General features: G+C 59.4%; 21 protein-coding genes. 2 read left to right on the plus strand and 19 right to left on the minus strand.

The annotated features are described in order from the left end of the window. Positions 1-413: 413 nt before the first annotated feature. The 19 genes from tyrS to uvrA all read right to left on the minus strand — a co-directional run bounded on the left by tyrS (position 414) and on the right by uvrA (position 21,462). Positions 414-1,682, minus strand: coding sequence for a tyrosine--tRNA ligase (tyrS, locus tag Q4E11_RS02855; protein ID WP_303163502.1), 1,269 nt, complete (start codon positions 1,680-1,682; stop codon positions 414-416). A gap of 48 nt (positions 1,683-1,730) precedes the next feature. After that, the gene (locus Q4E11_RS02860) at positions 1,731-2,393 is read right to left on the minus strand and encodes a DNA-3-methyladenine glycosylase (protein ID WP_303163503.1); all 663 of its coding nucleotides are present in this window, start codon (positions 2,391-2,393) and stop codon (positions 1,731-1,733) included. Then, positions 2,394-2,567, minus strand: coding sequence for a Trm112 family protein (locus Q4E11_RS02865; protein WP_303163505.1), 174 nt, complete (start codon positions 2,565-2,567; stop codon positions 2,394-2,396). A 138-nt stretch (positions 2,568-2,705) separates the two neighbouring features. Beyond that, entirely contained in the window at positions 2,706-4,148 is a 1,443-nt protein-coding gene (gene argH / locus Q4E11_RS02870) for an argininosuccinate lyase (RefSeq protein WP_303163506.1), read from the minus strand. 45 nt (positions 4,149-4,193) lie between these two features. Further along, positions 4,194-5,393, minus strand: a complete 1,200-nt coding sequence (locus Q4E11_RS02875) for an argininosuccinate synthase (protein WP_303163507.1) — start codon at positions 5,391-5,393, stop codon at positions 4,194-4,196. 49 nt (positions 5,394-5,442) lie between these two features. After that, positions 5,443-5,925, minus strand: coding sequence for an arginine repressor (locus Q4E11_RS02880; protein WP_303163509.1), 483 nt, complete (start codon positions 5,923-5,925; stop codon positions 5,443-5,445). 5 nt (positions 5,926-5,930) lie between these two features. Beyond that, the gene (gene argF, locus Q4E11_RS02885; RefSeq protein WP_303163510.1) at positions 5,931-6,872 is read right to left on the minus strand and encodes an ornithine carbamoyltransferase; all 942 of its coding nucleotides are present in this window, start codon (positions 6,870-6,872) and stop codon (positions 5,931-5,933) included. 7 nt (positions 6,873-6,879) lie between these two features. Continuing rightward, positions 6,880-8,085 carry an acetylornithine transaminase gene (locus tag Q4E11_RS02890; RefSeq protein ID WP_303163511.1) on the minus strand — a complete coding sequence of 402 codons (1,206 nt, stop codon included), beginning with the start codon at positions 8,083-8,085 and terminating at the stop codon, positions 6,880-6,882. Positions 8,086-8,142: 57 nt separating this feature from the next. Next, the gene (argB, locus tag Q4E11_RS02895; RefSeq protein WP_303163512.1) at positions 8,143-9,036 is read right to left on the minus strand and encodes an acetylglutamate kinase; all 894 of its coding nucleotides are present in this window, start codon (positions 9,034-9,036) and stop codon (positions 8,143-8,145) included. A 22-nt stretch (positions 9,037-9,058) separates the two neighbouring features. Next, a complete protein-coding gene (gene argJ / locus Q4E11_RS02900; protein ID WP_303163517.1) occupies positions 9,059-10,264 on the minus strand; it encodes a bifunctional glutamate N-acetyltransferase/amino-acid acetyltransferase ArgJ in 1,206 nt (401 codons plus the stop codon). After that, on the minus strand, positions 10,264-11,307 hold the full coding sequence (argC, locus tag Q4E11_RS02905; RefSeq protein WP_303163522.1) for an N-acetyl-gamma-glutamyl-phosphate reductase: 1,044 nt from the start codon (positions 11,305-11,307) through the stop codon (positions 10,264-10,266). Before argC ends, argJ begins: the two co-directional genes overlap by 1 nt. 94 nt (positions 11,308-11,401) lie before the next feature. Next, positions 11,402-12,247 (minus strand): trypsin-like serine protease, encoded by an 846-nt coding sequence (locus Q4E11_RS02910; protein ID WP_303163525.1) that lies wholly within the window; start codon positions 12,245-12,247, stop codon positions 11,402-11,404. Between the two features lie 9 nt (positions 12,248-12,256). Further along, a complete protein-coding gene (gene pheT, locus Q4E11_RS02915; protein WP_303163527.1) occupies positions 12,257-14,749 on the minus strand; it encodes a phenylalanine--tRNA ligase subunit beta in 2,493 nt (830 codons plus the stop codon). 33 nt (positions 14,750-14,782) lie between these two features. Next, on the minus strand, positions 14,783-15,832 hold the full coding sequence (pheS, locus tag Q4E11_RS02920; RefSeq protein ID WP_303163530.1) for a phenylalanine--tRNA ligase subunit alpha: 1,050 nt from the start codon (positions 15,830-15,832) through the stop codon (positions 14,783-14,785). Positions 15,833-15,942: 110 nt separating this feature from the next. Then, positions 15,943-16,779, minus strand: coding sequence for an RNA methyltransferase (locus tag Q4E11_RS02925; protein WP_303163532.1), 837 nt, complete (start codon positions 16,777-16,779; stop codon positions 15,943-15,945). Positions 16,780-16,942: 163 nt separating this feature from the next. Next, entirely contained in the window at positions 16,943-17,326 is a 384-nt protein-coding gene (rplT, locus tag Q4E11_RS02930; RefSeq protein WP_048758325.1) for a 50S ribosomal protein L20, read from the minus strand. 77 nt (positions 17,327-17,403) lie between these two features. Then, the gene (rpmI, locus tag Q4E11_RS02935) at positions 17,404-17,598 is read right to left on the minus strand and encodes a 50S ribosomal protein L35 (RefSeq protein ID WP_005511726.1); all 195 of its coding nucleotides are present in this window, start codon (positions 17,596-17,598) and stop codon (positions 17,404-17,406) included. 77 nt (positions 17,599-17,675) lie between these two features. Continuing rightward, on the minus strand, positions 17,676-18,227 hold the full coding sequence (gene infC / locus Q4E11_RS02940; protein WP_303163536.1) for a translation initiation factor IF-3: 552 nt from the start codon (positions 18,225-18,227) through the stop codon (positions 17,676-17,678). Positions 18,228-18,609: 382 nt separating this feature from the next. Further along, positions 18,610-21,462 carry an excinuclease ABC subunit UvrA gene (uvrA, locus tag Q4E11_RS02945; protein WP_303163537.1) on the minus strand — a complete coding sequence of 951 codons (2,853 nt, stop codon included), beginning with the start codon at positions 21,460-21,462 and terminating at the stop codon, positions 18,610-18,612. Positions 21,463-21,612: 150 nt separating this feature from the next. Here uvrA and Q4E11_RS02950 point away from each other — a divergent pair, with 150 nt between their 5' ends. Both Q4E11_RS02950 and Q4E11_RS02955 read left to right on the plus strand, forming a co-directional pair. Beyond that, the gene (locus tag Q4E11_RS02950; protein WP_303163539.1) at positions 21,613-22,317 is read left to right on the plus strand and encodes an MBL fold metallo-hydrolase; all 705 of its coding nucleotides are present in this window, start codon (positions 21,613-21,615) and stop codon (positions 22,315-22,317) included. Between the two features lie 140 nt (positions 22,318-22,457). Next, the gene (locus Q4E11_RS02955) at positions 22,458-23,336 is read left to right on the plus strand and encodes a DoxX family membrane protein (RefSeq protein ID WP_303163540.1); all 879 of its coding nucleotides are present in this window, start codon (positions 22,458-22,460) and stop codon (positions 23,334-23,336) included. Positions 23,337-23,369 lie beyond the last annotated feature (33 nt).

Raw genomic sequence — 23,369 nt, forward strand, 5'->3', positions numbered from 1 at the left:
ACACACCCACAAACAACGAACCCACCAAACCAGCAGGCCCACCCTCGTGAGCAGCGGAAAGAAACCCTAGCAGAACTCTCAATCACTCGTCAAGTCCCTGCCGGAACTTTTTAAAGCGAATCGGCTCTTGTTAAAAAGATTCTTTCCCCCAACGCGTTCAGTCTGCGTATATCGCGAAGGAAAGCAGTTTGAACTCGCAGTTCAGAATCCGTCTTTCTCTTTCGCAACGCTCTGTCGCGCTGACCTGGACTAGATTACACACACCACCCCAGAAAAGACAAAACCGCAGGTAAATAGCAAAAGGCCACTGCGGATCAGCCGGATAATCCGACTTGGGCTTGGATTTTTCTCCAAACCCTGTCCGCAGTGGCTCAATATGCGCTAGCTACTGTGCACCAATTACTGCGCGCTAACTACACAAACTTCACACCAGCGAAGTTCTTCTTGCCTCGGCGCAGCACCAGCCACTTGCCGTGCAAGAGGTCGCCGTCGGCAGGTGTCCACTCTTCATCTTCGATGCGCTGGTTGTTTGCGTAGGCGCCACCTTCCTTGATGGTGCGGCGTGCCTCACCCTTGGACTTGGCCAGACCAGCGGCAACCAGCAGGTCAACAGCAGTGCGCGGTTCGCCTTCAGCAATCTCGGCAACCTCGGTCTCGGAGACGGCGCCGGCCAGGGTAGCCTCGTCCAGGTCAGCCAGCTCGGCACGGCCAAACAGCGCCTGAGCTGCAAGTTCGACAGCCTTGGTGGCCTCTTCACCGTGAACCAGGTTGGTCATCTCCTGTGCCAGGCGGCGCTGTGCCTCACGCTTGTACGGACGCTCAGCAACGGCGACCTCGTACTCAGCGATCTCTTCCTGAGTCAAGAAAGTGAACCAACGCAGGTAATCAATAACCACGGAGTCACCAGCGTTGAGGAAGTACTGGTACCAGGAGTACGGCGAGGTCTTCTCGGCATCCAGCCACAGCTTTCCGCCACCGGTGGACTTACCGAACTTCTGGCCCTGCGCGTCAGTCACCAGCGGCACAGTCAGGCCGTGCACCTTGGCTCCGTCGATACGCCTGTTCAGATCAACGCCAGAGACGATGTTGCCCCACTGATCGCCGCCGCCAATCTGCAGAACGCAGTCGTGATTGCGGCGCAACTGCACGTAGTCGTTGGCCTGCAAGAGCATGTAGGAAAACTCGGTGTAGGAAATGCCGTCGGACTCGAGACGACGCTTCACGGTATCGCGGTCGAGCATGGTGTTCAGCGAGAAGTTCTTACCGACATCACGCAGGAAGTCGATAACCGACATGTTCATAGTCCAGTCGGCGTTGTTGACCATTGTCGCCGGCGCATCGCCCTCGAAATCAATGAAACGACGCAGCTGCCCCTTGATGGACTCCAGGTTGTGCTCAATGGTCTCCTGGCTGAGCATGGAGCGCTCACCGACATCGCGCGGATCGCCAATGAAGCCAGTCGCACCACCTGCCAGCGCAATCGGGTGATGACCTGCCAGCTGGAAGCGGCGGAGCATAATCATCGGAACCAGATGGCCCGCATGCAGAGAGTCTCCCGTCGGGTCAAAACCGCAATACAAAGTGATTGGGTTTTCGCAGGCCTCACGGAGCGCCTCAACATCGGTGGACTGATTAATCAGCCCACGCCACTGCAGTTCGTCGATAATGTTCTGTTCAGTCACGCTGTCTATCGTATCGTCTCGTCAGATATCGTCCACCGCGAGGGTGACCTAGAACTCGTCAAGCGCCTTATTATGGCGCCGATATGCCGACACCGAATCGTCCTTCAGCCACAACCGCCAAGGCCGATTCGCCGCTCTTCGCACGCCCACACGCGGGCCGGCATGGATGTCTTTCGTCTCGGCGCCATCCGGCCGTGCAACGAAGATGCGTGACGACGGATCCAGCGCATCGCGGCCATAGTCGTTTAAGTCAAGGCCCATTGCCTGACCAACATTGCCCGGGCCACGGCCGAGACCAACGTATCTCGGTTTATCGCCGCGACGCTGACGCACGGCTTCCTCACCGCGCTCTATGCGAACCGAGCGCAGCAGCACTCCCCCGCCAATGCCATCAGTGGCGCTGGTGATGTTGGCACAAAAGTGAATGCCATAGGAGCGGTAGATGTACCAGTGGCCGGCACGGCCAAACATCGCCTGGTTTCGGGGCGTTGGCCCCGCATAGCAGTGCGCTGCCGGGTCGGGAAACTGCTGCTCGGCGGGGCCGCCGTAAGCTTCGACCTCGGTGATGGTGGCGATGACGTCCTCGCTCGGAATAATGAGCGCGCACCCAATCAGGTGGTGCGCAGCGTCAATGGGAGCTCCCGAAAGCAGGGCGCGGTCAAGGGCACTGTAGCCGTCGGGAAGCGAGCCGTTATGGGGCGTAAGTAACAATTACTTGTCCCAGGCGATGGCTTCTTCGGAGAGCATGACGGGAATGCCGTCATCGATGCGGTAGGCGATTTTCAGGCGTGGATTGACCAAAACCTGCTCGTCTTCGAGGTATTCAAGCGGCCCCTTGTCACGCGGGCAAGCGAGGATTTCAAGGAGTTTCGAATCTAAGCTCATAGTCCACCAGCTTACCGAACTGCAGAGCCACTGCAGAGCCAAGGTGTCGCGCTGCCTCTGAAACGAAAAATGCGGTGCGCGACGTTTCAACGCCACGCACCGCATTCTTGTCCCACTTCGCAAAATCAGACCAGCAGCTTATTCACCGCGTACCGGAGTCGATGCCCACTTCTTGTACTCAGTATTGGCGTCCTCCACACGCTGACGCTGCTCCGCAACGCGAACACCTGCAGTTCCGCCACGGGTGTCACGGGAAGCGACAGCACCATCAATGGTGAGCACTTCACGAACCTTCGGGGTCAGCGCTGGGTGGACACCTGCCAGGTCCTCATCGGTGAGCTCATCCAGGCCAATGCCGCCCTTGGACTCAGCGATGCGGACACACTGGCCAGAGGCCTCGTGTGCATCGCGGAATGGCACGCCTTCGCGGACCAGCCACTCGGCCAAGTCGGTTGCCAGCGTGTAACCGGCCGGAGCCAGCTCGCGGAGACGGTCCTCATGGAAAGTCAGAGTGGAAACCAGACCGGTCAGCGCCGGCAGCAGCAGCGTCAGCTGCTCCACCGAGTCCACCAGAGGCTCCTTGTCCTCCTGGAGGTCACGGTTGTACGCCAGCGGCTGCGCCTTCAGCGTGGCCATCAAGCCTGCGAGGTTACCAATCAGACGGCCGGTCTTACCGCGAGTCAGCTCTGCGACATCCGGGTTCTTCTTCTGCGGCATAATCGACGAACCCGTCGACCACGCATCAGCCAGAGTCACGTAGCCGTACTCCGGGGTTGCCCAGTAAATGATTTCCTCGGCCAGACGCGACATGTCAACGGCAATCTGTGCCAGCACAAATGCGGTCTCGGAGGCAAAGTCACGAGACGAGGTGCCGTCGATGGAGTTATCCGTTGCCGAATCAAAGCCGAGCTCCGCAGCAATGGCCTCTGGATCCAGGTGCAGCGAGGAACCCGCAAGTGCACCGGAGCCGTATGGCGAGACAGCCAGACGACGGTCCAGGTCACGGATGCGGTCGAGGTCACGCAGCAGCGGATGCGCGTGCGCCAGCAGCTGGTGTGCAAGCAGCACCGGCTGTGCCGCCTGAGAGTGGGTCTTACCCGGCATGATGGCATCCGGATGAGCCTTAGCCTGGGACATCAAGGCATCTACCAGGTCGGTGACATCCAGTGCGATGTTGCGAACAGCATCGCGCAGCCACATGCGGAACAGTGTGGCGACCTGGTCATTGCGGGAACGTCCTGCACGCAGACGGCCGCCGACCTCCGCACCGACACGGTCAATCAGACCGCGTTCCATGGCACCGTGGACATCCTCATCGGTCGGCTCCGGACCGAAGTCACCGGAGGCAACGTCGCGGCCGAGCTGGTCCAGGCCTGCGATCATGGTGTCAAAGTCGGCATCGCTCAGCAGCCCACGGGCATGCAGCACTCGAGCATGGGCCTTGGACGCAAGAACGTCGTAAGGCGCGAGCACCCAGTCAAAATGGGTGGACTTGCTCAGTGCGGCCATCGCCTCGGAGGGACCGCCGGCAAAGCGGCCGCCCCACAGCGAGCCTTCATTAGTACCGTGCTTTTCGACCATTGTTTAACTCAGCAGGCCTTTCGCTCTAGTCGCTTTTGGGATTGTTTACAGCTTGCGGTCGCGCTTTGCGGCCATCTTCGAGGACAGACCGTGCAGCTCGACGAAGCCGCGAGCCAGGGTCTGGTCGAAGGTGTCGCCCTCGTCGTAGGTTGCGAGGTTGAAGTCGTACAGCGAGGTGTTGGAGCGACGACCGTTGACGTTGCAGTGACCAGCGTGCATGACCATGCGGATGTCGCCGGTAACGCCCTTCTGAGACTCCTCGATGAAGGCGTCCAGAGCGCGCTTGAGCGGTGAGAACCACAGACCGTCGTAGACCAGGTTTGCCCACTCGCCCTCGACCTGGCGCTTGTAGCGAGCCAGCTCGCGCTCAACGGTGACATCCTCCAGAGCTGCGTGAGCAGTCATGATGGCGATTGCACCCGGAGCCTCGTAGATCTCGCGGGACTTGATGCCGACCAGGCGGTCTTCAACCATGTCCAGGCGACCGATGCCCTGCGCACCAGCGCGGCGGTTCATCTCTTCGATGGCCTCGAGCACGGAAACCTTCTTGCCGTCGATGGCAGTGGGCTTACCGTCCTCGAAGGAGATGATGACCTCATCCGGGGAGCTGAAATTCAGGGTCGGATCCTCGGTGTAGGCGTAGACGTCCTTGGTCGGAGCGTTCCACAGGTCCTCGAGGTAGCCGGTCTCGATTGCGCGACCGAAGAGGTTCTGGTCGATGGAGAACGGGGAGGACTTGGACTGCTCAATCGGCAGGCCCTTTTCCTCAGCGAAGGCAATGGCCTTGTCGCGGGTCCATGCGAAGTCACGAGCCGGAGCGATGATCTTCAGGTCAGGCGCGGTGTTGGCGAAGCCAACCTCGAAGCGGACCTGGTCATTGCCCTTACCGGTGCAGCCGTGAGCGACGTGGGTGCCGCCGAACTGCTCAGCTGCCTTTGCCATGTGCTTGACAATCAGCGGGCGGGAAAGTGCAGAAACCAGTGGGTACTGCTTCATGTAGAGGCCGTTTGCCTTGATCGTCGGCAAGCAGTATTCCTCGGCGAACTCGTCCTTCGCGTCGACAACGACTGCCTCGACAGCGCCGGCGTCCAGAGCGCGCTGACGCACGGACTCCATGTCCTCGCCGCCCTGTCCGACATCGATGGAGACAGCGACGACCTCGCCGTCGGTCATTTCCTTGAGGTACGGAATAGCAACGGTGGTGTCGAGGCCACCAGAGTAAGCAAGAATAACCCGGTTGGTCATTGGGTAAAGCGCTCCTTTATTCGGTGCTTAAAGCATTTCGAGGATTAGTTTACTGGTTCGTTCCGGCGGCTAGACGCTGGGCTAGGTCTGCGCCGGTAAGAGGTTCTCTAGCCAGACACATCACGGTGTCATCACCAGCGATTGTGCCGACAATTTCTTTCAGTCCAGCACGGTCAATCACGCTGGCCAGATACTGTGCGGCTCCCGGTGGGGTGCGGACAACGGCGATTGCACCAGAGTGGTCAATCGAGACCAACAGCTCATCCAGTACGCGTCGCATCTTAGCCACTGCCCCGCCGGAGACAGCAAGCGCGTCTTCGACAATGGAGTACCGAGAGCCCTGTGCACCATCGCGGATCTTGCGAGCTCCGAGTTCATCGAGATCGCGCGACAGCGTTGCCTGCGCAATATCGATTCCCTCATTGGCCAGCAGTTCCACAAGCTGCACTTGGCTGGACACGTGGTGCTGCGCCAGCAGGTCGGCGATACGAGCCTGACGTGCTGTGCGAGAACCAGGTTGTGCTGCGGTCATGGCCGTTACTGCCTTTCCACCAGCCAGGTCAACAGTGCCTTCTGCGCGTGCATACGGTTTTCCGCCTCGTCGAAGACGACCGACTGCGGCCCATCGATGACCTCAGCGGTAACTTCATTGCCGCGGTAAGCCGGCAGGCAGTGCAGGAAGATTGCATCATCGTTGGCCTTGGCCATCAGCTCTGCGTTGACCTGGTACGGCAGGAACGGAGTGCGACGATCGAGGCCGTCATTCTCCTGGCCCATGCTGACCCAGGTATCGGTGATGACAACATCTGCACCGGCGATAGCCGCGTCAACATCTGCAGTCACGGTCACCGTCGCGCCGGTCTGCTCGGCGACCTTTTCTGCACGCTCAACGTAGGCCTGCTCCGGCTGGAACTCCTCCGGTGCGCAGATAGTGACATCCAAACCTGCGGTAGCAAAACCGACCAGGTAGGAGTTGGCCATGTTGTTGGCGCCATCTCCGAAGTAGACAGCTTTCTTTCCGCGCAGACCAGCCTGGCCCTCTTCCGGGCACTTGTGCTCAATGATGGTCTGCAGATCCGCGAGAATCTGGCACGGGTGGAACTCATCGGACAACGCGTTGACCACCGGCACGGTTGCGGTCTCAACCATGGCCTCCAGGCCAGACTGTGCGTAGGTGCGCCAGACAATCGCCGAGACAAAGCGGCTGAGCACCGCTGCCGTGTCCTGGTACGACTCGCCCTTGCCCATCTGGGAATTTCCAGTTTCTACCACAATGGCGTTGCCGCCCAGTGCCGCGATACCGGCATCGAAGGAGAAACGGGTACGGGTCGACGTCTTGTCGAACAGCACGGCAACCGACTGTGGCCCTTCAAATGGACGATGCGAGTACGGCGCGGCCTTCAGCTCTGCAGCGAGCTGCAGAACTTCTGCCTGCTCCTTGGGAGTCAGGTCATCATCAGCAAGAAAATGACGAAGCATCTAAGTCTTAGTTCCTTTCCTTGTCAGCCACTGCCTTGGCAGCGTCATCCAAGCAAATATCGATGAGTTCAACTGCACGGTTGATTTCCTCATCAGTCAGGTTCAGTGGCGGGACAATACGCAGCACGTTTGCCTGCGGAGCATTCAAAATAACGCCACGCTCATAGCCGGCGCTGACAGCTTCCTTTGCCAGGTTCTCGTTCAACACGACGCCCAGCATGAAGCCGCGACCACGGACGTGGTCAACATGGCTTAACGACGCAAGCTTGCGCGCCAGCACCTTGCCCTTTTCAGTCACCCGAGCGAGCAGGTTCTCCTCTTCCAGAGTGTTGATGACAGCAAGACCTGCAGAAGCGCACACTGGGTTGCCACCGAAAGTGGTGCCGTGAGCACCCGGGGAAAACAGCTCAGCTGCGCGACCGTTAGCGACAACGGCGCCCAGCGGCAGTCCACCACCAAGGCCCTTGGCCAAGGTCATAACATCCGGAACAATGTCGTCGTGCTGGTGTGCAAACCACTTACCGGTACGCCCCATGCCAGTCTGTACCTCATCGACAATCATCAAAACGTCGAAGCGCTTAGTCAGCTCACGCACAGCCTTCAAGTAGCCCTCCGGAGGGGCGACCACACCGGTCTCACCCTGGATTGGCTCCATAATGACGGCGGCCACACCCAGCGGGTCGGACTCAATGGTCTTGGTCAAAAAGTCAATGTCGCCGTATGGAACGAACTCAACACCAGCTGGCATTGGATCGAATGGAGTGCGCTTATCCGGCTGGCCGGTCATGGCCAACGCACCCATGGTGCGGCCGTGGAAGCCGTGATGAGTGGCGATGATGCGTGGCCGACCAGTCAAGCGTGCCAGCTTGAACGCTGCCTCATTGGCCTCAGTACCGGAGTTGCAGAACATCACGCGGGTGTCTTCGGCATCCCAATCTGCCAGTTCCACCAGCTTGTCCGCCAAGTCCAGCGGCGGCTGAGAAGCGAAGATGTTGGAGACGTGGCCGAGAGTGCCAATCTGGTCGCACACGGCCTTCACAATCGCAGGATGTGCATGCCCCAGGGCATTGACTGCAATGCCGGCAAGCAGGTCCAGGTATTCCTTGCCCTCGGAATCAGTGACAATCGCGCCTTTGCCTCGCACAAGCTCAATGCGCGGCGTGCCGTAATTGTTCATCATCGTGTGTTGCCACTGCTGCTTGAAGTCGCTCATGTCGTAATAGACCTGCCTTAAATCTGTGTAGGTAAGTTTTCGTTCGTCGTTTTTGCCTTATCCGGGCTCTACCATTGTGCCGATACCACCGGATGTCATCAGCTCCAGCAGCACCGAGTGCGGCTGTCGACCGTCAATGACGTGGGCCGCAGGCACTCCCCGATCCACTGCATTCAAACAGGACTCCATCTTCGGAATCATGCCCGCATCCAGCGACGGAAGAATCTTGCGCAACTCAGAGGTGGAAATTCGAGACACCAGTGAATCACGGTTCGGCCAATCGGTGTAGAGACCTTCGACATTAGTGAGAATCACGAGACGATTCGCGTCAATCGCCGAAGCCAGTGCACCAGCTGCCGTATCGGCGTTGATGTTGTAGACCTCCGAGCCGTCCTCTGAAGGGGCAATTGTGGACACAACGGGGATACGACCGGCGTCGATAAGATCCATCAGTGTCTCCGGGTGCACCTCGGTAATGTTGCCGACCAGACCAATATCGGTTTCCTTGCCGCCGACAGTGACGGTGCGGCGAGCGCCGGTAAACAGGCCACCGTCCTCGCCTGAGGTACCGACTGCATAGGGGCCATAGGCATTGATGAGGTTCACCAACTCACGGCCGACCTGGCCGAAGAGCACCATGCGCACAGTTTCCATGACCTCTGGTGTGGTCACACGGAAACCACCGCGGAACTCCCCCTCTAGCCCAAGGCGCTTCAGCATCGCCGAAATCTGCGGGCCGCCACCGTGGACGACGACCGGCTTAACACCAACCGTGCGCAAAAACACCATGTCCTGCGCAAACGCCTTCTTCAGCTTCAGGTCGGTCATTGCGTTGCCGCCGTACTTGACCACCACAATCTTGTCGCGGTGATGCTGCAGCCACGGAAGGGCCTCCGCCAGCACGTGTGCCCGCTGTTCGAAGGTCAGACCTTCGGTCAACTGGTGAACCATGACAGTCTCCTAAAAACTGCTCTTATGACGAGTACGCCGAATTGATGTGGACGTAATCGTGCGACAAATCGGTGGTACGAATCGTGGCTTCCTCCGCGTTACCGGTACCCAGGTCAACCTCAACGGCAATGTCCTTGCCGGACAGGTCAACTTCACGGGCATCCGGGGTGCCACCGGTGTCACGGCAAACGACGTGACCGTTGAAGGACACCGTGATGTGTTCCGGATCCATCTCCACCGGAGCGGTTCCCACTGCCGCCAGGACACGGCCCCAGTTCGGATCCGAACCAAACATTGCACACTTAAACAGGTTGTCGCGTCCGATGATGCGAGCTGCTACCAGTGCCTCATCTGCACCGCCGGTACCGCGCACGGTCACAGACACGCGCTTGGTGACGCCTTCTGCGTCCGACTGCATCTGGCGCGCGATGGTGTCACAGACTGTCAGCACTGCGCGGTCGAGTTCCTCCTGTGACGGCTTCACCCCGGAGGCGCCGTTCGCAAGGATGATGACCGTGTCATTCGTAGAGGTAGAACCGTCAATATCAAGTCGGTTGAAAGTGACCTCGCTGGCCTTAGCGATGGCCGCATGCGCCATCTCTGCGGTCACAGACGCATCGGTGGTAATGACACCGAGCATGGTGGCCATGGCCGGGCTGATCATGCCAACGCCCTTGCCCATAGCGCCAACAGTGAAACCTTCACCGTAAGCAACGGCTTCCTTAGCCACCAAGTCAGTGGTCAAAATGGCCTCAGCAGCTGCGGTGCCAGCAGCAGCATCCGAGCTGAGCTTCTCCACCAGCTGCGGCACGCCGCCAAGCACAATATCCATCGGCAGCCGATCACCAATCAGCCCCGTGGAGCAGGCACCGATCTCGCTGACATCAACGCCCAGGTCATCTGCAACCTGCTGGCAGACCTCAAGTGCATCGGCAATACCCGGCTGACCATTGCAGGCGTTGGCATTACCGGAGTTGAGTACCACAGCCGACAGCTTGCCATCCGCGATGTGCTTCTTGGTAACAGTGACCGGCGCTGCCTGGACACGGTTGGTGGTAAAGACAGCAGCCGCCGTCTTCTCTGGCCCCTGGTTAACCACCAGTGCCATATCTGGGTTACCGCTGGCCTTAATACCTGCGGTAATGCCACTTGCGGCAAAGCCCTGCGGTGCGCAAACGCCGCCTTCTTCCCCACCGACGTTCACGAGACCTTCTTTTTCCTTCTTCATTACGGGGCCACTCCTACCTGCGGCAGACCGGCGGTTTCATTCTGGCCGGTTGCCAAATTCATGCACTGCACTGCGGCACCACCGGTGCCCTTGGTCAAATTATCGATCGCCGAGGTCAGCAACAGACGCTTCGAACGGGTATCCACCTCAACCTGGATCTGCACCAGGTTGGAGCCGATCACCGACTGCGTCTGCGGCTGCAGGCCTTCTGCCAGAACCTGAACAAATGGCTCACCCTGGTAGAACTCCTGGTACGTCTCCCGAGCGGCTGCCTCCGTCAACGTTTCATCCATCAGCGGGGCCGTAATAGTCGTCAAAATGCCGCGCGATGTCGGTGCGAGAACCGGCGTGAAGCTGACCGTTAGGTCTTCTGCATACGGCTTCAAGTTCTGCAGGAACTCCGCGGTGTGGCGATGCTTGCCCGCGGTGTTGTAAGCGCGCAGGTTACCCATGACCTCAGAACCGAGCATGGGCACCGCAGCCTTCTTGCCAGCGCCGGAGGTACCGGTGATGGAGACAACTGCCAACTCCGGCTTGACCAATTTCTTTGCCATTGCTGGCAGAGCAGTCAACGTACCGCCGGTGGGGAAACACCCCGGCACGGCGATGCGGGTGGAATTGGCAATTACTTCCCTGTTACCCGGCAGCTCTGGGATGCCATAGGTCCAGGTACCAGCATGCTCGGTGCCGTAGTAGTGCTCCCATTCAGCAGCATCCTGCAGACGGAAATCCGCACCGCAGTCAATAATGATGGTGTCATCCCCCAGCTGCTTGGCAATAGCAGCAGAATGGCCATGAGGCAGACCCAGGAACACGACATCGTGCCCTGCGAGCGTGTCACCATTAGTCGGCTCAATTCGGCGATCAGCCAAAGGTGCCACATGAGGCATAATGTCGCCCACACGAGCACCCGCGTTGGAAGCTCCTGTCAGCGCACCGATGGTCAATTCGCCCGAAAGATAGGCCGGGTGCGAAAGCAGCAGTCGGAGGATTTCCCCTCCGGCGTAACCGGTCGCACCGGCAATGGCAACTGAAATACTCATGCCACACATTCAACACTTTTATTCAGTTCATTGCAAGATATTCATGAAATTCGTTGTAAAAGTGCTGGAAAGATACTCCTGTGAGACAGGAGAACTATGAATATTGCGGAAGGCGTGGAAAATTTGGCGAATCAATCCCCAGGCCAACACCCTTCGCCATAACGTCATCCGCCCACTTCGCCACAGACGCCGTCGTTGTGTACAGGTAGTAGCCCGTCGATTCCGGCGCAACGTTTTTGTCAAAGGACACCGCGCCCGAGAAAATCGCCGCCAGCTTTCCATTCACAAACATCGGGCCGCCCGAGTCACCCTCCTGCAGAGCAGTTGGCAGCTCAATATGCGCGAGCACCGAATCCCCCAAAGCGCAGCGACTATACGACGCAGGGCACATCGCCGCACTCGCCGTCGCCGTCGACACCTCGCGGCCTGCCCCGTCCCCAAGCGGCGAACGCCCGTAGACGGCACTGCTAATCACAGCGTCAGAAAACGCTTGACGACGTTCAATTGCGGGAAATTCCGAAACTCCAGAGTCCACCGCCAAGTGCATCAGCGCGACATCGCCGGTGGGAGCAACTCGCCAGCCGGCAATAGGAATTCGACGAGCCTGATCCCCCGCCCCAACCTTCACATGACCAATGGGCAGTGCTGCATTTCGCACGCAGTGCGCCGCAGTCATCACCCACTGCGAGGAGACCAGTGTGCCCGTACACCTATTGAGGCCCAAAGCACTGTTTGGCACCGCAATGGAGACAACTGAATTCGCCTCCACCCCTGCCACGGCCGGGCTGCCGTGCACCAGCGCAGCGGCACTCGGAGCCCCGGCAACAGCCAGACCCAGCGCTGCCGCGACTGCTGCGGCCTGCATCCTTACTCGTCGGACGGCACGCCCAAGGTGCTCAGCTGTTCGACCGACTGTGGCCTGTTGCCGTGCCCGAGTCATTGGTATCTCCTAGCCACGCAGCTTGGCGCCGTGACGCTCGGCGGCCAGCTCGATGGCAGCTTCGCGCGCGGCCGACGCCTCTTCTTCCTTCAGCGTACGGTCCGGTGCGCGGAAGCGCAGCGAGTAAGCCAGGGAGCGAACCCCCTCGCCCATCTGCTCGGAACGGTAGACGTCGAAGATGCGGATGGACTCCAGCAGTTCACCGGCACCCTCAGCCAGGGTCTTTTCCACCTCAGCGGCAGAGACCTCATCGCTGACAATCAGGGCGACATCCTGGTGAACAGCCGGGAACGGGCTGAGCACAGGTGCCGGCAGGTGCTCGGTCAGCGGCAGTGCATCCAAGTTGATCTCCATTGCGCAGGTGCGCTCTGGCAGGCCAGCGTCCTTGCAGACCTTCGGGTGCAGCTCACCGGCGTGGCCGACAACCTGGCCGTCGACAAGCAGCTCAGCACAACGGCCCGGGTGCCATGGCAGCACCTCGGCGTTGCGGACCTCCAGCTCCACGTTCGCGGCGCGAGCCACAGTGCGAGCGGCTTCAATGGCATCGGCCACGCCGTATGCGCTCTCGTCACCCCACGGGGTGTCCAGCTGAATACGACCGCAAGCGACGGTTGCGACATGCAGTGGCTGCTCCGGCAGGGACTCCAGCAGCTGCTTTCGCTCGGCCTCGCTCGGCAGCTGAGCGGTCGACAGCATCGGCGACTTACCAGTGCCGCGCTCGATGGAGACCTGCTCAACGCCATAGAGCGCGAGATCCACCTGACCGCGGGCGACATTGCGCTTCAACGACTCCAGCATTGCCGGCAACAGCGTGGTACCCAGCTGTGCGTGCGAGGACTCCAGCGGGTTGATGACCTTCACCGTGTTGCGACGCGGGTCATCGGCATCCAGACCCCAAACGTCGAAGACATCGTTGGCGGTAAACGGAGTCGGCAGAATTTCCAGGTAGCCAGTGTGTGCCAGCGCGTGGCCGACAGCGCGACGGCGACGCTGACGCTGCGTCAGACCGCGACCGGCCGGAGCGATTGGCAGCACGACCGGAATGTCCTCCAGGCCCTCCAGTCGCAGAATTTCCTCGACCAAGTCGGCGGACATGTTCAAATCCGGGCGCCAGGTCGGCGGAGTGACAGCCAGGACATCACCGTTGTCAACGACCTCACAGCCAACCTCGCGCAGGCGGCTTACGACGGTCTCACGCGGGTAGTCCACACCAGCGACAACGCTGGCGCGGTCGGCTGGGAACTCGATGGTCGGCATTTCGGCGACATCGCCGATGAGAGTGCGACCGGAGTCAATGGTGCCACCGGCAAGGTCTGCCAGCAGCTGGCAGGCGAGATCCAGGGCCGGCTCTACCAAAGCGGTGTCGACGCCACGCTCGAATCGTCGTGAAGCCTCGGAGGAGAGCTTGTGACGGCGACCGCTGCGGAAGACGTTGAGTGGGGACCAGTTAGCAGCTTCGAAGACGACCTCGGTGGTCTCGTCGGAGATCTCGGAGGTCTCGCCGCCCATGATGCCGGCCAGCGACTGGATGCCGTTATCATCGCAAATGACGACATCGCTGTCAGAGAGCTTGCGCTCAACGTGGTCGAGAGTAGTGAAGGTCTCCCCTGCCTTGGCGTTGCGAATATGCAGGCCACCGGCAATCTTGGCACCGTCAAAGGCGTGCATCGGCTGACCGATCAGCAGCATGACGTAGTTGGTGATGTCGGTCGGCAGATTCACCGGGCGCTGACCGGACAGCAGCAGACGACGGCGCATCCACCACGGGGTCTGGGCGGTGGCGTCGATGCCGGTGACGCGGCGCAGACCGAAGCGACGGGTGTTGGTGTCCTCGTCGATGGTGACGTTCAAGACCTCACCTTCGGCCGGAATCTCCTTGACCGCGGCCGGGTCGGTGAATGGAAGGTCGAAAGCGGAGCAAATCTCGCGGCCGAGACCGCGGGCAGACAGTGCGTAACCGCGGTCCGGGGTGATGTTGACTTCGAACTTCTCATCGTCCAAGCCCACAAAGGACTTGGCGCACTCACCGATTTCAGCAGGCAGCTCCGGCAGCGTCAGAATGCCCGAGGAAGAATCGGTCAGACCGAGTTCGGCCTCAGAGCAGAGCATGCCGTTGGACATCTTGCCGTAGGTCTTACGGGAAGAAATGGCGAAGCCGCCCGGCAGCACGCAGCCCGGCAGCGCGACAATCACAATGGAGCCCTCTTCGAAGTTGCGGGCACCACAGATAATCTCCTGCAACTCGCCGGTGCCGTTGGCATCGCCAACATTGACGTGGCAGAAGCGAATCGGCTTCTTGAAGCCTTCCAACTCCTCAATCTGCTCCACGCGACCGAAGACCAGTGGGCCTTCAATCTGCTCCAGTGGCTCATGTCCCTCGGTTTCAAAACCGACGCGGATGAAGCCCGCATCGAGCTCATCCGGGGTGACAGACCAGTCCGGGTTGGTGGCATTTTCTGGGCCGCGAACAATATCAGTGACCCACGACTGTGGAATGAACATGTAAGTAAAACTCCTAATCTGTAGGTCAGTGAACTAGCTGCGAATACCGAACGGCTGCGTGAAGCGGACGTCGCCTTCGACCATGTCGCGCATATCGGTCAGACCATTGCGGAACTGCAGGGTACGCTCCAGGCCCATGCCGAAAGCAAAACCGGAGTACTCATCCGGGTCAATGCCGGAAGCGCGCAACACTGCCGGGTTGACCATGCCGCAGCCGCCCCACTCAATCCAGCCGGCGCCACCCTTCTTGTTCGGGAACCACACGTCAACCTCAGCGGATGGCTCGGTGAATGGGAAGTAATTGGTGCGCATGCGGGTCTTGGTCTCCGGGCCAAACAGGGCCTTGGCCATGTGGTCCAGGGTGCCGCGCAGGTGGCCCATAGTCAGGCCCTTGTCCACTGCGAGGCCCTCCACCTGGTGGAAGACAGGGGTGTGAGTGGCATCGAGCTCGTCGGTACGGAAGGTACGACCCGGGCAGATGACGTAAATCGGCAGATCACGCGACTGCATGGTGCGGACCTGAACCGGCGAGGTGTGGGTACGCAGCACCTGCAGGGAGCCCTCCGGAGCAATGTGGAAGGTGTCCTGCAGCGTACGAGCCGGGTGGTCCGGCAGGAAGTTCAGGGCATCGAAGTTGAAGTACTCCGCCTCAACCTCCGGGCCTTCGGCAACTTCCCAGCCCATGGCCACGAAAATGTCCTCAATCTGCTCAGACAGAATCGAAATCGGGTGCATACCACCGCGCTGACCACGGTTGGTGTCCACCGAGACATCGATACGCTCTGCGACCAGACGACGCTGGTTTTCCTCTTCCTCCAGCACCGCAAGGCGTGCGGCATAGTGCTTTTCGACGCCCCCGCGAGCCATATTCACGCGACGGCCAGCGTCCTTGCGTTCAGCCTTCGGAATCGACCCCAGTGCACGGCGTGCCTGCGGGATGTAACCTTCATCCCCCAAGTGCTCGCGACGGGCAATGGAAAGCTCTTCCAGACTGCTAGCTGCGTCAAAGGCTTCTGTGGCCTTCTTCGCAGCCGCCTGCAGAGCATCCTCGGAAAGATCGATGAGATTTGGCGAATCGCTCACGTGACAACCACTTCTGTTTAAGACTGAGTACTGATAAGGGGTTATTTTAGCGGAGGACTCTCACGCCCGCGCACGCACCTCGCCTTGAGCCAATTGGGCAAATTTTTCCGCTACTTTCCGCGGACGGTCTCCCACAGGCACATAGCCGCTGCTGTCGCGAGGTTCAACGACTCGGCCTTACCTTTAATCGGGATGGACACACTGGCATTTGCTACCGCCGTAACCTCCTGCGATAGGCCATGTGCTTCATTGCCGAAAAGCCAGGCGACGGGACCGTCGGGAAGCGAATCGACTCCGAGCGTCAGCGTGCCGTCCATAGCGGTGGCGAGTGTGGTAAATCCCGCTTCCACTACCTTCTCCAGCACGGTGTTGATGTCGCGCTCGCGTGCGACCGACGTATGAAAGACCGAGCCCGCCGACGAGCGCACGGCCTTCGAACCCAGCGGATCGACCGAGTCTCCCGCGAGGATTACCGCACCTGCTCCGAGCGCATCGGTCATGCGAACGATTGTGCCAACGTTGCCGGGGTCGTTGCACTCGACCGGAATGACTAAGCAACCGGCAGCTTTGCCCGCAGCGATGGCGTCTTCAAGAGTGCTGGACACCGCTTCGGTATCGCAGACGGCGAAGAGTCCGGTGGTGGTGACTGTTTCGCTTAAGGAGCGGGCAGCGGAGTCGTCGATAAGCGAAACGGAATTGCGCCGCGCGTTCGGCGATTCAAGGTAACCGAGGAGCAGATCGTGAAATTGCTCGGCGGCGGCTGCGGTGACGAAGATATCCACGATGGCCCCAGCGCGAATGGCGGCATCGACGGAGTTGAAGCCTTCGATGAGGAACCGGCCGGTCTTCCTGCGCTTTGCGGCGCGGTGAAGCTGGATTGCCGCAGACACTCGTGGCGTGCGAGGGGTGTACGGCTCGTCGTTGAGGTGCAGCGCAGTGTTAACCATGGTGACTAATCCTAATGGTGCCGGACGAGATTGATAAAGATTGATAAAGAAAAACCGCCGATGGGCGTTTACCCATACGGCGGTTTTTCTATCAGCAAGTTAAGTGCTGACGCTTAGCCGGGCGCTTGTCGACGGTCCGACGCGAGACTACCTCGCGGCTGCTTTACTTAGCAGCTGGAGCGTTGACATCCTCCGGCAGAGCGTCCTTGGCAACCTTGACCAGAGCAGCGAATGCCTGCGGGTCGTTGACTGCCATCTCAGCCAGGTTCTTGCGGTCAACCTCAACGCCAGCCAGGTTCAGGCCCTGGATGAAACGGTTGTAGGTGATGTCGTTTGCGCGGGCAGCAGCGTTGATACGCTGAATCCACAGGCGACGGAACTGACCCTTGCGGTGGCGGCGATCGCGGAACTCGTAGGTCTTGGAGTGGAGCATCTGCTCCTTGGCCTTGCGGTACAGGCGGGAGCGCTGACCACGGTAGCCCTTTGCGGAATCGAGAACTTCGCGACGCTTCTTCTTAGCGTTAACAGACCGCTTCACACGTGCCACGGTGATACTTCCTTTTCGTTGTCTTTAAGAACTAGTGAAATTAAGAGGGCGATAGCCCTGGGACGAGGCTTGAAAAATTAAGCCTTGCCCAGCAGACGCTTGACGCGCTTGACGTCCGACTTAGCAACGTCCGTGGTGCCCTTCAGGCGACGGGTACGAGTGGACGGCTTGCCCTCCAGGAGGTGGCGGCGGTTAGCCTGCTCGCGGCGCAGCTTGCCGGAACCGGTAACCTTGATGCGCTTTGCGGTGCCCTTGTGGGTCTTCTGCTTCATTTTTAAAACTCTCCCCTACCGATCTTTGACGCTCGTGGCGCAAAGATCTCGTTTACAACCATTTCTGGTCAGGTCGGTTACTTCTTACCCTTATTCCGAACCGGCCCCAGGACCATAGTCATGTTGCGACCGTCCTGCTTCGGTCGAGCCTCAACGACGCCGTACTCTTCGACGTCAGCGGCCAGACGCTCCAGCAAGCGGAATCCCAGTTCTGGACGAGACTGCTCGCGGCCACGGAACATAATCGTGACCTTGACCTTCGAACCCTTTTCCAAGAAACGAACAACGTTGTTCTTCTTGGTTTCGTAGTCGTGGTCATCAATCTTCGGACGGAACTTCTGTTCCTTGACCACAGTCTGCTGCTGGTTCTTTCGAGCCTCGCGCGCCTTCTGGGCTTGTTCGTACTTGAACTTGCCGTAGTCCATAATCTTGGCGACCGGCGGCTTTGCTCGCGGAGCGACCTCAACCAGGTCAAGGTCTGCTTCGTAAGCGAGCTTGAGTGCGTCACCGGTACGGACAACGCCCACCTGCTCACCGTTCGGTCCTACAAGGCGGACTTCCGGTACTCGAATATCCTCGTTAATACGAGCTTCAGCGCTGATGTGGCCTCCTAGGTTGAACCTGAACAATCTTCGTTTCAAACCGCGATAGCAAGCGGGAAAGGAAGAAAAGCCACGCGTCTGCAACAACTACATTCTCAGTGCTGCAAAAGGACGCCTTCCAATCACGTGATTGACCAAACAATCACCGATTAGGGTGGACCCCGGCGCTACCGTAATTCTTTGGCGCTCCAAGGGTGGGACTTAAATCCTCTTCGCTGCCGAATGCCCCTTAACACCCCACTACCTGATTTCAGGCAGCAGATATCGAAGCACTCTGGCGGTCGTAGTCGAGATAGTAGCACAGCCCTTTCATCGAGGCAAAACAGTGCTGCGGCAACGCGGTTCCTGACAGCCAGAAGCCCCAATACGTTGTCCGCAGTTCCACCCGCGGTCGCCGTTTTCTGATTATCTACTGAAGCAGAGGCTTCAGGTACTCACCGGTGTGGGAACCCGAAAACTGTGCGACCTCTTCCGGAGTTCCCTCCACTACCACGGTGCCGCCGCCGGAGCCGCCTTCGGGGCCCATATCAATAATCCAGTCCGCAGACTTGATGACATCCAGGTTGTGCTCAATAACAATGACGGTATTGCCCTTGTCCACCAGCCCCTGGAGCACCAGCATCAGCTTGCGGATGTCCTCAAAGTGCAGGCCCGTAGTCGGCTCATCCAGGATGTAGACCGTGCGCCCCTTAGAGCGCTTCTGTAGCTCACTGGCCAACTTCACACGCTGCGCTTCTCCACCGGAGAGCGTGGTTGCCGCTTGCCCCAGGCGGACATAGCCCAAGCCGACGTCGACAAGCGTATTGAGGTAGCGCGCAATCGACTGGATTGGTTCGAAGAACTCGGCAGCCTCAGAGATGGGCATGTCCAATACCTCTGCGATGGTCTTGCCCTTGTAGCGAACCTCAAGGGTCTCTCGGTTGTAGCGGGCACCATGGCAAACCTCACACGGAACGTAGACATCTGGCAGGAAGTTCATCTCAATCTTGATGGTGCCGTCGCCCTTACAAGCCTCACAGCGACCGCCCTTGACGTTGAAGCTGAACCGCCCCGGCTTGTAGCCACGGACCTTGGCCTCCTGCGTCTCGGCGAAGAGGTTGCGAATCTTATCGAACACACCGGTGTAAGCCGCTGGGTTCGAACGCGGGGTGCGACCAATCGGCGACTGATCAACCTGGACGAGCTTGTCCAACTGATCAAGGCCCTCAACGCGGCTGTGACGACCCGGCACCTGACGAGCACCGTTGAGCTCATTGCTCATTACCTTCGCCAGAATCTCATTGACCAGCGTGGACTTACCGGAACCGGACACACCTGTGACACAGGTCAGCACTCCGAGCGGGAACTTCACGTCAATCTTTTTCAGATTGTTCTCGCGGGCACCGCGCACTGTCACCATGCGGGACTTATCAATCGCACGACGTGACTCCGGCACGGCGAGCACGCGGCGACCAGACAGGTACGCACCGGTCAGGGAGTCCTCGCACTCGACGATGCCACCTGGTTCACCCTGGTAGACAATCTCACCGCCGTATTCACCGGCCTTCGGGCCAATGTCCACCAGCCAGTCGGCCTCACGAATAGTGTCCTCATCATGCTCGACCACAATGAGGGTATTGCCCAGGTCACGGAGGTTCTTCAGCGTCTTGATCAGGCGGTTATTGTCGCGCTGATGCAGACCAATCGAGGGCTCATCCAACACGTAGAGCACCCCGGCCAGACCAGAGCCGATTTGCGTGGCCAGGCGAATGCGCTGCGCCTCACCACCGGACAGAGTACCGGCAGAACGCGAAAGCGACAGGTAATCCAAGCCGACATCGAGCAGGAATTTCAGTCGCGCCTGCACCTCGCGCAGCACGCGGCCGGCAATCATCTCCTCGCGCTTGCCCAGCGTCAACGAGTTCAAAAACGCAGAGCTATCATGCACCGACAGCTCAGTGAGCTCGGCAATATTCTTCTGCCCGAACTCCGACGAATCCAGCGTGACAGACAGAATTTCTGGCCGCAGACGCGTGCCATTACACGCAGGACACGGCACTTCACGCATGTAGCCCTGGAAGCGATCCTTCTGGGACTCGCTTTCTGCCTGCGACAACTTGCGGTGCAGGTACGGCATGACGCCTTCAAATGGCGCGGTGTACTGACGTGTACGGCCATAACGGTTGCGGTAGCGCACCGTCACCTTATGGCTCGAACCATGCAGCAGTGCCTTGCGCTGCGGCGCCGTGAGGTCTTCAAAAGGCGTGGTCGGATCAAAGCTCATCTCGGTTGCCAGCCCCTCGACAAGCTTTTCAAAGTACTTCTTATTCAGCGTCTGACGCCACGGGGCAATCGCCTCCAGCGTTGGCAGCGACGGATCCGGAATGACCAGGTCCGTATCCACTTCAAGCTTGGTGCCAATGCCGTCACACTCTGGACATGCGCCGTACGGAGAGTTAAAGGAAAACGACCGAGGCTCCAGCTCATCGATGGCGATGCGGTGACCATTCGGGCAGGCCATCTTTTCCGAGAACCGCTGGGTTCGACGCGGGTCATCCGCCTCTAGCCCGACAGCGTCGATAACCACGACGCCGTCGGCAAGCAAAAGCGCCGTTTCGACGGAGTCCGTGAGCCTGCGCTGCTGCGAATCCTTGACCTGCAGACGGTCAATGACCACGTCAATATCGTGCTTGACCTGCTTTTTCAGCTTCGGCGGATCCGATAGACGATGCATCTCGCCGTCAACGATGACGCGAGCGTAGCCCTCTGACGCGAGCTTTTCGAACAAATCCACAAACTCGCCCTTGCGCGTGCGCACAACCGGCGCGAGCACCTGGAACTTAGTTCCCTCCGGCATCTCCATGACCTGGTCGACGATCTGCTGCGGAGTCTGCGAGGAAATCTTCTCCCCACACGTCGGGCAGTGCGGCGTACCGGTGCGCGCGTAGAGCAGACGCAGGTAGTCATAGACCTCAGTAATCGTGCCGACGGTGGAACGTGGGTTGCGGTTCGTTGACTTCTGATCAATCGACACCGCCGGCGACAGGCCCTCAATCATCTCGACATCGGGCTTTTCCATCTGGCCCAAAAACATACGCGCGTACGAGCTCAGCGACTCCACATAACGGCGCTGCCCCTCAGCGAAAATTGTGTCAAAAGCCAGCGACGACTTACCCGAGCCAGACAATCCGGTGAACACCACCATTTTGTCCCTGGGCAAGTCAATGTCGACGCCCTTTAGATTGTGCTCACGGGCGCCACGGACCACTAGACGTTCAGCCACAGTGGGAAACCTCAATTCGTCGACGATTTGCTGCTCACTAGTCTACAGGCGAGAAACAATTTTTCGCACATGTGTTCAGCGCGTATTTGTGTTCTCCCATATCAGGCGCATTCCTAGCATGCTTTGCACGTCATCATTACGCTGGGGCGCATGAACGACATCACTATCAGTACCTATAGCAATTCGCCAACGACCCGGGGCGTGGAACGCATCGACTACGGCAACGTCACCATTTATAAGACCTCGGTCGGCCCGATGGAGAACAATGTCTACCTGCTTGTGGATTCACGCAAGCCGGACAACTCCCTTCTCATCGACGCCGCCACGGATGCCGAGCACCTCCGCAACCTCGTTGACCATGTCGGCGCGCAGGTGCGCACTATCGTCACCACGCACTCCCACGGCGATCACGTCCAGGCTCTCGGCGAGCTGCTCGAAGTCTTCCCCGCCCGCCACATCACCTCCGCACTCGACGCGGCAGATATCCCCGAGCCCGCCGACCAACAGCTAGACGGCGGCGAGACCATCGCCTTCGGCGACGGTATCGAACTGCCCACATTCATCCTGCGCGGACACACCAAGGGCGGGCTCTGTCTCGCACTGTCCTCCAAGGCAGCAGGCGCGCTTGACGACGGCTCCGTCTCTCACCACCTCTTTGTAGGCGACAGCATCTTCCCCGGTGGTGTCGGAAAAACGTATTCCCCGGAAGATTTCACGCAGCTTGTCGACGACACAGAGGCGCGAGTCTTCCGCGTCTATCCGGCCGACTCGGTTATTCACCCTGGTCACGGCAAGGACACCACCGTTGGCACGGAAAGCCCACAGGTTCCGCAGTGGCGGGAGCGCGGTTGGTAGCAGACTGGTAGAAAGGGGAAAAACCTTTTCATTTCGCCCGACATAAATAGGTCGGGCTGCGTAGGATTGATAGTGAAATTAGCGACCAGGCGGCTGCGAAATGGTGGTCTTACCTGGACGATGAAGGAGATGGGAATTAAATGATTCGCAAGTTTGCCCGACCAATGCTGGCTTCGGTCTTCGTTGCCGATGGTGTCGATACGCTGCGGAACCAGAAGGATCATGAGCAAGGCGCACGCGAGCTGATTGCCCGTGTCCGCTCGGTAACTCCGAACCAGTACAACGCTTACGTTCCCAGCGACGAAAAGACTGTGATTAAGGTTGTCGCCGGCACCAAGATTGCCGCCGGTTCCCTTTACGCCTTCGGCAAGGCACCTCGCGTCGCCGCTACCGCGCTGGTCCTGGCACAGGTTCCCACCATGCTGGCTCGCCACGCTTTCTGGGAGACTCAGGACAAGCAGGAAAAGGCTTCCCGCCGCACTGGTTTCCTGACTGATATCGGCCTGCTCGGCGGCCTGTTCCTGGCTACTGCTGACACTGACGGAAAGCCGGGCCTGGCTTGGCGCGCTGAGGATGCCGGTAAGCGCTTGAACAAGCAGGTTCAGTCCGCACTGCCGACCAAGTCCGAGGCGGAAAAGCGTACCGAGGAAATGAATAAGGCCTTCGCTTCCGCTGGCGAGAACGTCCGTGAGAAGGCCGGCGAGTTCCGCGACAAGGCAGCTGAAGTCGCTGAGGACGCTCGCGAGTACGTCGAGGACAACAAGGACGACTGGCGCGAGCAGGTCACCGAGGCCTTCGACAACGCTAAGGCTTACGTCGAGGACAACAAGGACGACTGGATCTCCAAGGCCACCGAGCTCGCCGAAGAGGCTCGCGACCGCGCTGAGGATTTCGCCAAGGACTTCAAGAAGGACACCAAGAAGCAGCGCAAGGCAGCCAAGAAGGCTGCTAAGAAGGCGCAGAAGAACGCTCGCAAGCAGACGAAGAAGGCTGAGAAGGCCATCGATTCCGCACTGTAAACTGCGCTATTCACCGCTAGCTATCGCTAGCCA

This window comes from Corynebacterium sp. (assembly GCF_030532195.1).
Classification (GTDB): Bacteria; Actinomycetota; Actinomycetes; order Mycobacteriales; family Mycobacteriaceae; genus Corynebacterium.

Bases quoted from the DNA above. Each gene is read 5' to 3' on its own strand.
- Q4E11_RS02865 (WP_303163505.1), bottom strand. From the start codon at position 2,567: ATGAGCTTAGATTCGAAACTCCTTGAAATCCTCGCTTGCCCGCGTGAC.
- argH (WP_303163506.1), bottom strand. From the start codon at position 4,148: ATGGTCGAAAAGCACGGTACTAATGAAGGCTCGCTGTGGGGCGGCCGC.
- Q4E11_RS02875 (WP_303163507.1), bottom strand. From the start codon at position 5,393: ATGACCAACCGGGTTATTCTTGCTTACTCTGGTGGCCTCGACACCACC.
- Q4E11_RS02880 (WP_303163509.1), bottom strand. From the start codon at position 5,925: ATGACCGCAGCACAACCTGGTTCTCGCACAGCACGTCAGGCTCGTATC.
- argF (WP_303163510.1), bottom strand. From the start codon at position 6,872: ATGCTTCGTCATTTTCTTGCTGATGATGACCTGACTCCCAAGGAGCAG.
- Q4E11_RS02890 (WP_303163511.1), bottom strand. From the start codon at position 8,085: ATGAGCGACTTCAAGCAGCAGTGGCAACACACGATGATGAACAATTAC.
- argB (WP_303163512.1), bottom strand. From the start codon at position 9,036: ATGGTTCACCAGTTGACCGAAGGTCTGACCTTCGAACAGCGGGCACAC.
- argJ (WP_303163517.1), bottom strand. From the start codon at position 10,264: ATGAAGAAGGAAAAAGAAGGTCTCGTGAACGTCGGTGGGGAAGAAGGC.
- argC (WP_303163522.1), bottom strand. From the start codon at position 11,307: ATGAGTATTTCAGTTGCCATTGCCGGTGCGACCGGTTACGCCGGAGGG.
- Q4E11_RS02910 (WP_303163525.1), bottom strand. From the start codon at position 12,247: ATGACTCGGGCACGGCAACAGGCCACAGTCGGTCGAACAGCTGAGCAC.
- pheT (WP_303163527.1), bottom strand. From the start codon at position 14,749: ATGTTCATTCCACAGTCGTGGGTCACTGATATTGTTCGCGGCCCAGAA.
- Q4E11_RS02925 (WP_303163532.1), bottom strand. From the start codon at position 16,779: ATGGTTAACACTGCGCTGCACCTCAACGACGAGCCGTACACCCCTCGC.
- rpmI (WP_005511726.1), bottom strand. From the start codon at position 17,598: ATGAAGCAGAAGACCCACAAGGGCACCGCAAAGCGCATCAAGGTTACC.
- Q4E11_RS02950 (WP_303163539.1), top strand. From the start codon at position 21,613: ATGAACGACATCACTATCAGTACCTATAGCAATTCGCCAACGACCCGG.
- Q4E11_RS02955 (WP_303163540.1), top strand. From the start codon at position 22,458: ATGATTCGCAAGTTTGCCCGACCAATGCTGGCTTCGGTCTTCGTTGCC.